12 protein-coding genes and 1 pseudogene are annotated in these 14512 nt (G+C 66.6%); 9 read left to right on the top strand and 4 right to left on the bottom strand.

The window, feature by feature from the left end:
- Positions 1-34 precede the first annotated feature (34 nt).
- A complete protein-coding gene (dnaB, locus tag ON20_RS25025) occupies positions 35-2668 on the top strand; it encodes a replicative DNA helicase (RefSeq protein WP_040839197.1) in 2634 nt (877 codons plus the stop codon).
- 282 nt (positions 2669-2950) lie between these two features.
- Here dnaB and ON20_RS25020 read toward each other — a convergent pair whose 3' ends face one another.
- The gene (locus tag ON20_RS25020; protein ID WP_040839195.1) at positions 2951-3787 is read right to left on the bottom strand and encodes a helix-turn-helix transcriptional regulator; all 837 of its coding nucleotides are present in this window, start codon (positions 3785-3787) and stop codon (positions 2951-2953) included.
- A 216-nt stretch (positions 3788-4003) separates the two neighbouring features.
- Here ON20_RS25020 and ON20_RS25015 point away from each other — a divergent pair.
- A pseudogene (locus ON20_RS25015) lies at positions 4004-5001 on the top strand (SDR family oxidoreductase).
- 196 nt (positions 5002-5197) lie between these two features.
- Here ON20_RS25015 and ON20_RS36750 read toward each other — a convergent pair.
- A complete protein-coding gene (locus ON20_RS36750; protein WP_245547469.1) occupies positions 5198-5338 on the bottom strand; it encodes a hypothetical protein in 141 nt (46 codons plus the stop codon).
- A gap of 138 nt (positions 5339-5476) precedes the next feature.
- Between ON20_RS36750 and ON20_RS25010 the strand changes: the two genes are divergently transcribed.
- From ON20_RS25010 to ON20_RS24990, 5 genes are all read left to right on the top strand, one after another.
- On the top strand, positions 5477-5992 hold the full coding sequence (locus ON20_RS25010; protein ID WP_040839193.1) for a YlcI/YnfO family protein: 516 nt from the start codon (positions 5477-5479) through the stop codon (positions 5990-5992).
- Between the two features lie 73 nt (positions 5993-6065).
- On the top strand, positions 6066-6911 hold the full coding sequence (locus tag ON20_RS25005) for a DUF4097 family beta strand repeat-containing protein (RefSeq protein ID WP_040839191.1): 846 nt from the start codon (positions 6066-6068) through the stop codon (positions 6909-6911).
- Between the two features lie 30 nt (positions 6912-6941).
- On the top strand, positions 6942-7898 hold the full coding sequence (locus ON20_RS25000) for a daunorubicin resistance protein DrrA family ABC transporter ATP-binding protein (protein ID WP_040839188.1): 957 nt from the start codon (positions 6942-6944) through the stop codon (positions 7896-7898).
- A complete protein-coding gene (locus ON20_RS24995; RefSeq protein WP_040839185.1) occupies positions 7898-8722 on the top strand; it encodes an ABC transporter permease in 825 nt (274 codons plus the stop codon). Before ON20_RS25000 ends, ON20_RS24995 begins: the two co-directional genes overlap by 1 nt.
- A 232-nt stretch (positions 8723-8954) precedes the next feature.
- Positions 8955-9917, top strand: coding sequence for a DUF389 domain-containing protein (locus ON20_RS24990; protein ID WP_040839184.1), 963 nt, complete (start codon positions 8955-8957; stop codon positions 9915-9917).
- Between the two features lie 86 nt (positions 9918-10003).
- On the opposite strand, the gene ON20_RS24985 is transcribed toward ON20_RS24990, so the two are convergent.
- Together ON20_RS24985 and ON20_RS24980 are read right to left on the bottom strand one after the other, a co-directional pair.
- Positions 10004-11110 (bottom strand): DUF475 domain-containing protein, encoded by a 1107-nt coding sequence (locus tag ON20_RS24985; RefSeq protein WP_040839182.1) that lies wholly within the window; start codon positions 11108-11110, stop codon positions 10004-10006.
- Positions 11111-11316: 206 nt separating this feature from the next.
- Positions 11317-11892, bottom strand: a complete 576-nt coding sequence (locus ON20_RS24980) for a TerD family protein (RefSeq protein WP_040839180.1) — start codon at positions 11890-11892, stop codon at positions 11317-11319.
- Positions 11893-12068: 176 nt separating this feature from the next.
- On the opposite strand from ON20_RS24980, the gene ON20_RS24975 reads away from it, so the two are divergent.
- Positions 12069-13274, top strand: coding sequence for a hypothetical protein (locus ON20_RS24975; RefSeq protein ID WP_245547468.1), 1206 nt, complete (start codon positions 12069-12071; stop codon positions 13272-13274).
- A 25-nt stretch (positions 13275-13299) separates the two neighbouring features.
- Positions 13300-14511: an HpcH/HpaI aldolase/citrate lyase family protein gene (locus ON20_RS24970; protein ID WP_051163258.1), complete on the top strand. Its 1212-nt coding sequence runs from the start codon at positions 13300-13302 to the stop codon at positions 14509-14511.
- The last annotated feature ends 1 nt before the right edge of the window (position 14512 follow it).

Genomic DNA, 14512 nt, shown 5'->3' with positions numbered 1-14512 from the left:
AGTCCGGTCGGGACAGAGAGGACGGTCGAGTCCAGTGGCAGTCGTCGATGACCGTGGACACACGGACTATCCGCCGGAGCCGCCCGGCGAGGATTTCGGCCGCCAGCCGCCGCACGATATGGCAGCCGAACAGTCCGTGCTCGGCGGCATGCTGCTCAGCAAGGACGCCATCGCCGATGTGGTGGAGGCGCTGCGCCCCGGCGATTTCTACCGTCCCGCCCACCAGTCCATCTACGACACCATCCTCGACCTCTACGGTCGCGGCGAACCCGCCGACCCGATCACCGTCGCCGCGGGCCTGGACCGCCGCGGCGAACTCAAGCGCATCGGCGGTGCCCCCTACCTGGTCACCCTCACCCAGACCGTCCCCACTGCGGCCAACGCGGGCTACTACGCCGAGATCGTCGCCGAAAAGGCCATCCTGCGCCGCCTCGTCGAGGCCGGTACTCGCATCGTGCAGTACGGCTACGCCGGCGCCGACGGCCAGGACGTCACCGAGGTCGTCGACCGGGCCCAGGCCGAGGTCTACGAGGTCACCGAACGCCGCACCGCCGAGGACTTCCTCCCCCTGGAAGAACTCCTGCAGCCCACGATGGACGAAATCGACTCCATCGCCAGCCGCGGCGGTATCTCCGCCGGCGTCCCCACCGGCTTCACCGAACTCGACGAGGTCACCAACGGTCTGCACCCGGGCCAGATGATCATCGTCGCGGCTCGGCCGGGTGTGGGTAAGGCCCTTGCCCTGGATACGCCTTTACCTACCCCTACCGGCTGGACAACGATGGGGGAGGTCGCTGTCGGCGACGAGCTCCTCGATGCCGAAGGCAAACCCACCCGTGTCGTCGCCGCGACCGAGGTGATGGTGGACCGGCCCTGCTACGAGGTGGAATTCTCCGACGGTACGGTCATTGTCGCCGATGAACAACATCAGTGGCTTACCGAAACCCGCGCATCCCGTCGTTCCGCGCAGCAAGCCGCTACGGGCTACAACCGCTACCGCGGTCGGCGCACATTTGCCGCTGTGCGAACCACCGGCGAGATCGCGGCCACACTGCGCTGTGCTACGGCGGACAAGAGGCCGAACCACTCGGTCTCGAATGCGCGGCCGCTTCAGCTGCCCGAACGGGATCTTCTGGTGCCGCCCTATACCTTGGGTGCCTGGCTCGGTGACGGGACCGCCGCGTCCGCTCGGATAACCTCCGCCGACCCGGAGATCATCGCGTGTATCGAAAGTGAAGGGCTCGTCGCAGTTCCCTCGAATTCCGCGAAGCTGCGTTACTTGTTGCAGCTTCCTCCGGACGAGCCGATTGCCGCTCGTGTGTGTGTTGTATGCGGACGAAGCTTTGCGCCTTTCACCGGCGAGGTGCGCACCTGTGGTCGTTCGTGCGGTGGCCGTGCCCGGTTTGTTTCCCTGCCGGTCGCGGCACCCACCTGCCCGCGTTGTGACGGTCGATCCATCGGTTTGCGCCTGTGCCAGGCCTGCCGCACCGGCGTCGGGAGCGTACAGGCACGTCTCCGTGCCATCGGCGTACTCGGCGACAAGCACATTCCGAGCGAATACCTGCGCGCATCCGAGACGCAGCGTCGTGCGCTGCTCGCCGGTTTGTTGGACACGGATGGCACGGTCACCGACGGCGGCTCGGTGCAGTTCTCGGTCACCGATGAACGTCTGTTCAACGATGTCAACGAGTTGGTCGTCGGCTTGGGATATCGCTGTAGTGTCTCGAAGAAGCCGGTCCGCGGACGTACTGCGAAGAGGTCGATCGCGTATACGCTCACTTTCGCCACAGATGATGAGGTTTTCGGCCTGTATCGGAAGGCTGTGCTGCACAAGGAACGTCGGGCCGCCCGCAATACCGCTGGCTCCAGCGCACGGTATATCGTCGACGTCCGCAGGGTCGAGTCGGTCCCTGTCCGTTGCGCCGAGGTCGAGAACGTCACACATCTGTACTTGGCCGGACGGTCGATGATTCCTACCCATAACTCGACGCTCGGTATGGATTTCATGCGGAGTGCGTCGATCAAACACGGTCTGGCCAGTGTGATCTTCTCGCTGGAGATGAGCCGGACCGAGATCGTCATGCGACTGCTCTCGGCGGAGGCGAAGATCAAGCTCGGCGATATGCGGTCCGGGCGGATGAGCGATGACGACTGGACGAAACTCGCCCGGCGGATGAGTGAGATCAGCGAGGCACCGTTGTTCGTCGACGATTCGCCGAACCTCACCATGATGGAGATCCGGGCCAAGGCGCGCCGGCTCAAACAGCGCCATGATCTGAAACTTATCGTGGTCGACTATCTGCAGCTGATGACGTCCGGGAAAAAGGTGGAATCCCGGCAGCAGGAAGTTTCCGAATTCTCGCGGAGCCTTAAACTGCTCGCCAAGGAGCTGGAAGTCCCGGTTGTCGCCATCAGCCAGCTCAACCGCGGTCCGGAGCAGCGGACGGATAAGCGTCCCCAAGTCTCTGACCTGCGTGAATCCGGCAGTCTCGAACAGGACGCGGATATGGTCATCCTTTTGCACCGTCCCGATGCGTTCGAGCGTGACGATCCGCGTGGCGGTGAGGCGGACCTGATCCTCGGCAAACACCGTAATGGTCCTACCGCGACCATTACCGTTGCGCACCAATTGCATTTGTCGCGGTTCGTCGATATGGCGCGGGGCTGAGCGACCGGCCGTAGGGCCTCAAAAGTTGTGGCGGATTCGAGGTCCAAAAGCCGTGTTTCCGTTCGGGCCGGTCGCCCGCCTCGTCGCGGCCGAATGCGTGAATTGCTCGTCGCCGGCGGTGAGCGAGTGGTCCCGATCGAGGTTCTGCGGCGCCATCGCGCGAGTCCTGGTCGAAAGTGAGAAAGAACTCCGGCCACGCCGTCGATCCCACGCCCGCTGCGGCCGGAGCAGGCCGCCGCCACCGCCCGCCGCGGCTGGAGGCGGGTACCGACCTCGGCTTGGTCACGCACCCGGAGGCGTCCCCGGGACGGTGTGTTGGGGTCCGATGACGGAGAGAAGCTGCAGTTTCTCGTAGCTTTCGCTGCCGGGGACGGCGGTGTAGACGAGAAGGAGGTGCGACTGTTCGGGGTCGAGAAGTGTCTGGCAGGTCAGTTCGAGGGCGCCGACCTCGGGGTGTGTGTAGCGTTTGACACCGTTGTAGTGGACGCCGATTTCGTGTTCGTTCCAGACGGTGCGGAATTCTTCGCTGCGGGCGAGCAGAAGGTCCATGAGATGAGCGGCCCGTGATTCGGGCCCGCGGAGTGTGACCACCTTGCGTAGTCCGGCGGCGAAGACGCGGGAGTGCAGCGCGTGGTCGTCCGGGTGGTACAGGGCCCGGGTGGCCGGGTCGGTGAACCACCGATAGCCGATGCTGCGGCCCGGCCCGGTGTATCGGGTGGTGTCGCCGGTGAGTGCGATGCCGAGCGGGGTCTGCCGGAGTGTCTCGCCGAGCTCGGTGACGATCTCGGCGGGGGTGTCGGTGAGCCGGTCGAAGATGCGGAGCAGGCCGGGACCGATGTGTTCGCTGCTCGGTCCTCTCGCGGGTGGGTTGTGCACGGCGAGGCGGAACAGGTGGTCGCGTTCGTCGAGGGACAGGTACAGACCCTGCGCGATCGAGGCGATCATCTGCTCGGACGGGTGAGGTCCACGCTCCCGCTCGAGCCGACTGTAGTAGTCGGTGGAGATGTGGCAGAGGGTGGCGACTTCCTCCCGGCGCAGACCGGCGGTTCTACGCCGTGGCCCGCGGGGGAGACCGACGTCTTCGGGTTGAAGTGACTCTCGACGACGGCGCAGGAACACGGCAAGCCCCCTCGATCGATCACGACTGCTTCCTCCCTTCGGGCCGGTGTGTCCAGTCTGCCCTCGGTGCCGGATGGCTGCCTGGGATTGTCGATCCCCCCTTCGTGCGACGGCCGGCCGGGACTTGCCTGCCTGGGATCGAGAGGCCGTGGATATCCCGGTGGACCGGACGCAGCCTGAGATCACATCCACTTCTCAGAAAGCCAGGAGCAGCACATGGCACGCACACGACCGGACGTCACCGTTCCCGACCTCTCCGGGAAACGCGCCGTCGTCACCGGCGCCAGCGACGGGGTCGGGCTGGGCCTGGCGGCCCGTTTCGCCGCCGCCGGTGCCGAGGTCGTCATGCCCGTCCGCAACCCCCGCAAAGGCGAAGCGGCGGTCGCGAAGATCAAGCAGCAGCACCCGGAAGCGGTCCTGTCCCTGCGGGACCTCGACCTGTCGTCGTTGGACTCGGTTGCCGCGCTGGGGGCCACGCTGCGCGGCGAGAACCGTCCGATCCACATCCTCGTCAACAACGCCGGCGTGATGACTTCACCGGACCGGCAGACCACCACCGACGGGTTCGAGCTGCAGTTCGGCAGCAACCACCTGGGGCACTTCGCTCTCGTCGCCCACCTGCTGTCCCTGCTGCGCGCGGGACGTGCGCGCGTGACCTCGCAGATCAGTGTGGCCGCGAACGAGAATGCCATCAACTGGGACGACCTGAACTGGGAACGGTCCTACCACGGCCGCCGCGCGTACAGCCAGTCCAAGATCGCATTCGGCCTGTGCGGGCTCGAACTGGATCGGCGTAGCAAGGCCGCGGGCTGGGGATCACCAGCAACCTTTCCCACCCCGGCGTCGTCCCCACCGGCCTCCTGGCCGCGCGCACCGAGGTCGGCCGGGCACGAGACACCGCCGCCGTGCGTGCCATCCGTGCTCTTTCCCGCCGCGGCATCCTCTTCGGGACGGTCGAGACCGCACTGCTTCCGGCCCTGTTGGCCGCTACCTCACCGGACGCGCGCGGCGCCCGCCTGTATGGTCCCAGCGGTCTCGGCCACCTGTCCGGCCCGCCCGCCGAACAAGCCGTCTATTCCCGGCTTCGCAGCGAGGACGACGCCGAACGCATCTGGCAGATCTCCGAGAACTTCACTCACACCTCCTTCCCGGTCGTCGAGTCTGCCCGGGCCGGCCTGGGATCGACAGGTCTTGGCAGTCGTCGGGTGTGGTGATCAGAGTGGGCAGCCGAAGGAGGGGAGACAGCCATTGGTCCAAACGAATCAAGGGTGTCGGGTTCAGCGGATTTCCCGACACCCGCCGACCGGCCCTGAGCGTGGCGCGAACTCGTCGGGGTCTCGTAGAAGCAGCGCGAAGAATACGGATATGACGTAATCGCGGGTAGACATTGGGTTGCCGGTGCGAACGAGGTTAGACCTGTGGCGTGGTGCCGCTGATGACGCGGTGGATGGTGGAGCGGCCGACGCTGTATTCCCCGGAGATGTCGGCCAGGCCCGCGTCGTCGGCGGGGTAGCGGTGGGATGTACCGCATTCCCTGATGCGCGCCGGCATCGTCGATAGGCCCAATACCTTCCACCGCACGCCCCTGATCTGCGCCTTTCATTCGAGAAGTGCCAGTTGGCGCCATTTATGCACCAATTTGAGCCAGAAAACCTTGTGGTGGTGCCATTGATGTGCCAAAATGGCACCATGGACTTGACCTCCTACGTGAGCAACCTCGGACGTGAATTCGCCACTCTCGCCGAAGCCGGCGGTGATGAGGCCCGTGCGTTGGTCGAGCGCCTGACCGGGTCGCTCGAATCAGCGATCCGGATGACGCTGCTGGACGCGCTGTCCGCCGCCGCGGACGAGATCACCCGGGACCTGGCCCCGGGATCGGTGGAGCTGCGCCTGCGCGGCCGCGATCCGCACTTCGTCGTGACCACACCGCTCGACGAGCCGATCGGGGAAGCGGTCGAGCACGAGCCGGCGACGGTGAACGGCGACGCGCTGATCGCCGAGGACGGTCCGACCGCCCGGATCAACGTGCGCCTCCCGGAACAGCTCAAGGCCGCGGTCGAGGAGGCCGCCGCCAAAGAAGGGCGCTCGGTCAACGCCTGGCTTGTCCGCGCGGCCGCGGCCGCGCTGCGGCAACCGGAGCGCGACCGGCACACCGAGTCGCGCGGCAAACACACCAAACAGCGCCTCACCGGCTGGGTGCGCTAGCCCCACCGCTTTCCACTTCTCCACATCCCCGACCTGCGGGGATGTGTCACCCACCCGCGACGAGGGGACACCCATGCCCAATTTCGACACACCCCAACCGATTTCCGTCACGCTCGAGCTCGGCGCCGGCAATGTGCGGATCGCCGCGAGCGACCGCACCGACACCACCGTCGAAGTACGGCCGAGCGACGAATCCGATGAGTCGGACGTGCAGGCCGCCCAGCGGGTCCGCATCGACTACGCGAACGGCGTGCTCCAGGTCACCGGGCCGAAAGCGCGCATTTTCGACTTCTCCCGCAAGGCCAGGTCGGTGGAGGTGTCCATCGACCTGCCCAGCGGCTCGCAGGTGTCCGGTGAGGTGCAGGTGGGGGACCTCACCGGTACGGGTCGGCTCGGCGAGTGCAGATTCAAGACCTCCGCCGGGAGCGTCCAGCTCGAGCGGACCGGCCCGTTGCGTGTGGACACCGCGGCCGGTCACGTCACCGCGGCCGACGTCGCGGGCAACGCCGAAATCCACACCGGCTCCGGGAAGGTCCGCATCGGCGAGATCGAGGGCTCCGTGGTCGTCAAGAACTCCAACGGTGACACCGCGATCGCCGCGGCCGCCGGCGACGTGCGGGTGCGCTCGGCGAACGGCGATATCTCCGTCGACCGGGCCGGCGCGGGTGTTGAAGCGAAGACATCCAACGGAAGTATTCGCCTCGGCGAGGTGGCCCGTGGCTCGGTCGAGCTCGGGACCGCGATGGGCGACCTGGAGGTCGGCATCGCCGAGGGCACCGCCGCCTGGCTGGAGGTGAACACCGCGTTCGGGCAGGTGCGCAACCTGCTGGACAACGCCACCGGGCCCGAGGCGTCCGACGAGACAGTCGAGGTGCGCGCGCACACCTCGTTCGGCGGCATCACGATCCACCGTTCCTGACCCACTTCCGGCCTTGAAGAAAGGGAAACCATGACCACCAAGCAATCTCAGCCGGCGATCACGGTGACCGGGTTGCGCAAGTCGTTCGGCGAACATGTCGTGCTGAACGGCATCGACCTGACCGTCCCGCAGGGAACCGTGTTCTCGCTGCTCGGCGCGAACGGTGCCGGGAAGACCACCACGGTCAACATACTGACCACCCTGATCGGTGCCGACGCCGGTGAGGTCCGAGTCGCCGGCCACGACCTCGCCCGCGAACCCGACGCGGTGCGCGCCGCCATCGGTGTGACCGGCCAGTTCTCGGCGGTGGACAACCTGCTCACCGGCCGGGAGAACCTGCTGATGATGGCGGATCTGCACCACCTCACCCGCGGTGACGGTCGCCGGCGCACGGCCCGGTTGCTCGAACAGTTCGACCTGGTCGACGTCGCCGGGAAACCGGTATCGACGTACTCCGGGGGTATGCGGCGGCGGCTCGACCTCGCGATGACCCTGGTCGGCAGCCCGCGGGTGATCTTCCTCGACGAGCCGACCACCGGCCTGGACCCGCGCAGCCGCCGGAGCCTGTGGCAGATCGTCCGGGACCTGGTGGCCACCGGTGTCACCATCTTCCTGACCACCCAGTACCTGGAGGAAGCCGACGAGCTGGCCGACCGGATCGCGGTCCTCGACCACGGCCGGCTGGTCGCCGAGGGAACCGCGGACGAGCTCAAGCGCCGCATTCCCGGTAGTTACGTCCGCCTGCGGTTCGCCGATCCGCGCGGCCTCGAAGCAGCCGAACACGTCCTCGGCCAGGCCTCGCGCGACAACGACGCGCTCGCTCTGCGGGTGCCCGGCGACGGCAGTCTCAGCTCGCTGAAGGCCCTGATCGATCGGCTCGACGACCGGGCCATCGAAGTCGACGAGCTGTCCGTGCACACCCCCGATCTCGACGACGTCTTCCTCGCCCTCACCGGCAACCCCCACAACGAGAAGGTGGCCTCCTGATGAGCACCCTTGTCCCCGCCGGACCGGCTCCGGCGGACCTCCGGTTCCACCCACTGCGTGACTCGGCGACAATGCTGCGCCGCAACCTCAAGCACATAGTGCGATACCCCTCGATGACCGTGATGCTCGTCGGGATGCCGGTCGTCTTCCTGCTGCTGTTCGTCTACGTGTTCGGCGGCACCATGGGCGCAGGGCTCGGCGGGGTGTCCGGCGGGCGCGCGGAGTATGTCGACTACGTCACGCCGGCGATCATCCTGATGACCGTGACGGCCGCGGTCCAAGGAACAGCGATCTCGGTCGCGATGGATATGACCGAAGGCATCATCGCCCGGTTCCGCACCATGCACATCGCCCGCGTCTCGGTGCTGACCGGACATGTCCTGGGCAGCGTGATCCAGACGATGCTCAGCCTGGCGATCGTGATCGGCGTGGCGTTGCTGGTGGGCTTCCGACCCACCGCGGGGCCGGGTGAGTGGCTGACCACGGCCGGTTTCCTGCTGGTGGTGACCTTCGCACTCGTCTGGTTGTCCGTCGCGCTCGGGCAGGTGAGCAAGACCGTCGAGGGCGCGAGCAACGTGGGTATGCCGCTGCTTTTGCTGCCCTTCCTCGGCAGCGGGTTCGTCCCCACCGATTCCATGCCGGCCGGGCTGCGCTGGTTCGCCGAGTACCAGCCGTTCACCCCGATCATCGAAACCTTGCGTGGCCTGCTGCTGGGCACTCCGCTCGGGAACAACGCGTGGATCGCCCTCGGTTGGTGTGTTGTGGTCACCCTCGTGGGGTACCTCTGGTCGAAAAAGCTGTTCAACCGCGAGCACACCCGTTAGTCACCCGCCCTGAGCCCCGACCGGTGCGCGCCGAAACACTCACTGTCACGGCGCGCACCGGCTTTCGGTCACCTGGGACGAGGAATACCCGATGAGACCCGATGCGGACCGGGAACACTGCGTCGGCGTCGGCCGATCTCGGTGGTGCCCGGGTGAGACAACGAACAACCCGCGGATAGCGGAAGATCAAATGTCCCGCGCGGCGAGACCCTGTAGCGGGCAGACTTGGTGCATGCTGCACGTGCGGATCATGTCGCCTGCCGAGCTGACCGACAGCGTCGTAGGGGTATTGGAGACCGAGGACGCGGTAAGCGGGCTGGCGGTGTTGCGCGGAGCCGCGATACAACCCGTCGGCGATCTGGTGTTGGCCGATGTGGCCAGGGAAGCGGCCAACGATGTGATCGATCGGTTGCGGGCGTTGGGGGTGCATCAGCGGGGGAGTATCCAATTGGAGCCGGTGCGGACCTGGTTGTCGCGGGAGGGTTTCGATGCCGAGGTCCGGACGCCCGGTTCCAGTGCGGACTCGGTGGTCTGGGCGGAGGTGACCCTGCGCGCCTACGAGGAAACCGAATTCAACTGGATCTACCTGAGTTTCATGGTGCTGGCCACCGTATTGGCGAGTATCGCGATCACCGTGGATTCGCAGATCCTGGTCATCGGCGCCATGGTGCTCGGACCGGAGTTCGGTGCCATCGCCGCGCTCGGTATCGCTCTGGTGCGGCGTCGACTGGTGCTGTTCGGACTGGCCGTGCGCACGCTGGTACTCGGGTTCCTCATTGCCATCGGTGTCACATTCCTGTTGGCGCTGATCGGCCGGCTGCTGGGCTGGATGACCGTCGAGGCGGTGACAGGGGAACGACCGGAGACGGCGTTCATCTACACACCGGACAAGTGGTCGTTCATCGTGGCGCTCATCGCGGCGGCCGCGGGTGTGCTGTCGATGACCTCGGCCAAATCGGGTGCGCTGGTAGGCGTGTTCATCTCCGTCACCACGGTGCCCGCCGCGGGCAATATCGCACTCGGTCTGGCGTTCGGTGTCGGGTCGGCGATCTGGGGCAGCGCACTGCAATTGGTGGTGAATCTCGCGGGTATGGCACTGGCCGGCTGGGCGACATTGGCCTTGCAGGACGCGGTGTGGTCGCGGGTGTCGCTGCGCCGGGCCAAGGCCTACACCAATCCGCGGCGCATGCTCTAGCACCCGGGACCGCCGAAACGGGTGCGGCGACGGACCGTTTCGGTCCGCCGCCGCAGAAGTTCGTGGCTCGATCGAGGAGCCGAGGATCAGCCCACCGGAGTGGGTTCGGGCTCGGTGTCGAGTTCTTCGTCGTTCTCCCGCCGGTTGCGCACGATGCTGGTGATGAAGGCGGCGCCGATGAATGCGACACCGACCAGGCCGGTGATGATCTCGTTGATATGGACGCCGATGGACACGATCAGGATCAGCGCCAGCGCGCCGATGGCCCAGTGCGCGCCGTGTTCGAGATACACGTACTCGCTCAGGGTGCCCTTGCGGACCAGGTACACGGTGATCGACCGCACGAACATGGCACCGATCAGGCCCAAACCGAGGGCGATGACGATCGGGTCGGAGGTGATGGCGAACGCTCCGATCACGCCGTCGAAGGAGAACGAGGCGTCCAGGACCTCGAGGTAGAGGAACAGGAAGAACCCGGCCTTGCCGGTGGCAACGGCCAGCCCGGACGGCCCGCCGGCCTGTTCGGCGTGCTCTTCGGCGTTGAACACCGAACCGAGGCCGTCGACGGCGATGTAGATGATGATGCCGAGCAGCCCGGCGATGAGTACGGTGCCGCGTTCCTCCTCTCCGGCGAGGAACTCCGCGGCCAGCACCAGGCCGGTGCCGGCGACGACCACCGAGAGCATGTCGAGTTTGCCCGCCTTGGCCAGCGGTCGTTCCAGCCACGACAGCCAGGTGATCTCGTGTTCGTCGAAGATGAAGTTGAGGAACAGCATGGCCAAGAACATGCCGCCGAATGCCGCGATCTGCGGGTGCGCGTCGGTGAGCAGGGTCTCGTAGCTGGGGCTGCCGTCGGGGAAGTGGGAAGCGTCGCCGGGTGGCGGGTTCAGGGCCAGGTCCAGGGCGTCGACCGGGTTGAGGCCGGCGGTGACCCACACGATCGCCAGCGGGAAGACCAGCCGCATGCCGAACACGGCGATCAGGACGCCGACGGTGAGGAATATCCGCTGCCAGAACTCACTCATCCGCTGCAGGATGGTGGCGTTGATAACAGCGTTGTCGAACGATAGGGAGACTTCGAGAATGCCCAGGATCGCGCACAGCGCCAGGGCGGTCGGTCCGCCGTAGAGCAGCGCCACCACCAGGGAAGCGATCGTGACGGCCAACGATAAGCCGAATATGCGCAGGACCACAGGGGGACCTTTCCTAACGGCGGCCGGACGGCGTTCGGTGTCTGGCCGTATGAGCGAAGAACCTGGTCGACGGCAGCGGCGACCAGCCGGTGCCGGCATCGTCGCCGAACCGCCGAGCGTGCCGGCATCATGCCGGCGCTCACGTCGGGGGCCCGATACCGGGCCCCCGACGTTTTACTTTCGCTTTACTCTACTGGTGTCGCTCGTCAGACGTTGACGCCGTAGTCGCGGGCGATACCCGCCAGGCCGGAGGCGTACCCCTGGCCGATGGCACGGAACTTCCACTCGGCACCGTTGCGGTACAGCTCACCGAAGACCATCGCGGTTTCGGTGGACGCGTCCTCGCTGAGATCGTAGCGGGCGAGCTCCTCGCCATTGGCCCGGTCCACCACGCGGATGTAGGCGTTGCGGACCTGACCGAAAGACTGCTGGCGGGTCTCGGCCTCGTAGATCGATACCGGGAAGAAGATGCTCTCGATGGTGGGCGGAGTGTTGGCCAGGTCCACATTGATGACCTCGTCGTCGCCTTCACCCTCACCGGTGCGGTTGTCGCCGGCGTGTTCGATGGTGCCCTCGGGCGACTTCAGATTGTTGAAGAAGACGAAGTGCTGGTCCGAGACCACCTTCTTGTCGGCCCCGGTGGCGATTGCGCTGGCATCCAGGTCGAAGTCCGTGCCGGTGGTGGTGCGCACGTCCCAGCCCAGGCCGACGGCGACGGCGGTGAGATTCGGTGCCGCCTTGGTCAGCGAGACGTTGCCGCCCTTGGACAAACTGACACCCATGCGGGATTCCCTTCGTAGTCGTCTTGGTTCCCAGCATGTCCGAATCGCCGGGTACGAAATATGACAGTAGTAGGGATTCGGAGAACTTGCGAAGAATCGCGACGGCTCGTTCGGGTCGGCCGGCATGGTTGCCGCGGTGGTCAACCCGTCCGGCCGGTTTCTCCTACGATCGGACCGTGGCAGGCCGCAGGCGTAAATGGTTCCGGTCGGGCGAGGACGCGTGGCTCGGAGAGGCCCGCGGTACGTTGGCGGCGGCATTCCTGGACATGGACCGACGCCAGTCCGCGGCCGAGGCGGCGGTGCATGCGGTCGAGCAGATCTTCCCCGGCCGTGAACTCTCCCCACGCTGGGAATCCGTGCGGGCCCGTTGCTACAGCGCGGCCAAGGCCTATCTGGGGCTGACCGAAGAACTGGATCGGGCCGCGAGCACCGGGGCGCAGGTACCGGACGGCCGGGCGCGCGTCGACACGGTGGTCCGGCAGCTGGCCGAGGCGGCACGGGGGATCGACGAGCTCTACCACGGCAATCGAGACCGACTCGACGAGGCCGTGGCGGTACTCGGCGCCGTGCCGAGGCTGGTGGAACAGGTGAAACGCGAGGCCGCGGTGGTGCGGGGACGGGCGGCCCAATCCGAGTACGCGGGCTACCCCTCGATGCGCCGCGCCGCGGCCGCCGTGGATGAGGCGGTGGTCACACTCGACGGCATCGACGCGCAGTCGGCGGGTGAGCGGCGCGCCGCGGCGAATCACCTGGACGCGATGGCCAAGCAGCTGGCAGAAGTGCTGGCCGAGGCCCCATCCCGTGCTTCGGCGGCGCGCAACGCGGTGGCCTCGGCCGGCACCCGGCTGGCCGCGGTGCGGACTCGTGCCGAACGGCTCGGCCCCGCCTACTCGGCACTGCTGCGCGAGTTCAATGCTGCGAGTTCGGCCGATCTGACCAACAATGAGCGCACAAGCGAGCGTCATATCACCGCCGCGGACGAAGCCCTGGCCAGGGCGCGTGCCGCGGCGGCCGAGAACAACCCGGAGCTGTCCCTTGACCTGATCACGACCGCGCGCGGCCATCTGGCCGACGCCGAGCAACTCGTCGACGCCGTCACCGAGCGGCTGACCCTGCTGCGGGCCGTCCGCGAGAATCCGCACGAGCGAGCCGAAGCCGTGCGGTTCCGGCTACGGGACGCGCAGATGCTGGCCGTCGACCGGGGGTTGGTCGACGAATGGGGATCGGTACTGGATGCGCAGGTGGAGCGGCTCGACCGGATCACCGGCTCGCTGACCGGACGGCATCCCGACTACTGGGCGTATGTAAAAGAGCTGGACACCGTCGCGGAGTTCGTGGCCGGGGTGGTGGACCGAATGAGGAAGAAATCAGGACAACGATAAGGAATGACAGTTGGGGAGGGGAACCATGATCGTCGGCAGTGCCGTTCAGCGGGAGGTCTCCTTGTACAAGCGGTTGCCGCGCAGGCATTTCCGGCAGCTGCAGGGCCCGGACGCCCGGACGCTTTTCCTCCGCGGACCCGAGCCGTTCGGTGACAACGCCGACCGGGAGCTGCTGGCGGTCGGGTTGGGTGCCACCCTCTATGTGCCCGCGACCAAATCGGACCTCGGCGCCACGATCACCCGCCGTGCCGAGCGCGGAGTGTGTTCGATGGTGATCGACCTGGAGGACGCCGTCGCAGACCATGAGGTGGAGTTCGCCAAGGGGCGGGCGGTCCACGCCCTGAACGAGTTGGCGGCCGGCGCGGACGCGAACCCGCTGCTGTTCGTCCGGGTGCGCGACGCCGATACGGTCACCGAACTCATCGAGCGACTGGGCGAGGGGCGGAACGTGCTGACCGGCTTCGTGTTCCCGAAATTCGACAGCGCCTCGGCACCGAAATACCTCGCCGTGCTGGAGGAGGCGGCGCGCCGCTCGGACCGTCCGCTGTACGGGATGCCGGTGTTGGAATCGGCGGCACTGGTGCACCGGCAGACCCGCGATCACGAGCTGACCCAGATCGCGGCGCTGCTGGCCGAGCATCGGGAGCGGATACTCGCGGTGCGGATCGGAGCAACCGATATGTGCTCGACCTTCGGTATCCGCCGGGACCGCGACCTGACCATCTACGACGTGCGGGTGGTCGCCGACGTGATCGCCGATATCGTCAACTACCTGGGTCGGGCGGACGGAACCGGTTTCGTGATCACCGGCCCGGTGTGGGAGTACTTCGCCGACCACGAGCGGATGTTCCGGCCGTTGCTGCGCACCGCGCCGTTCGAGGAATCCGACGCGGTGCCGTTCCGCCAGTACCTGGTCAGTCGGGATCTGGACGGGCTGTTGCGGGAGATCACGTTGGATCGCGCCAATGGCATCCTGGGCAAAACGGTGATCCATCCCTCACACGTGGCGGCGGTACACGCACTGTCGGTGGTGACGCACGAAGAGTATTCGGACGCGCTGGACATCCTGCAGGGCGATGTCGGCGGTGTGGCGGCGTCCGGCTATCGGAACAAGATGAACGAAATGCGGCCGCACCGCAGCTGGGCTCGCCAGACCCTTCTGCGCGCGCGGATTTTCGGTGTGGCGAACAAAGGAGTGTCGTTCGTGGATCTGCTATCGGCGTTGGTCACCGAATGAA

The sequence above is a fragment of the Nocardia brevicatena NBRC 12119 genome (assembly GCF_000308495.1).
In the GTDB taxonomy this organism is placed as follows: domain Bacteria; phylum Actinomycetota; class Actinomycetes; order Mycobacteriales; family Mycobacteriaceae; genus Nocardia; species Nocardia brevicatena.
This window is presented reverse-complemented; position numbering and strand designations above follow the sequence as displayed.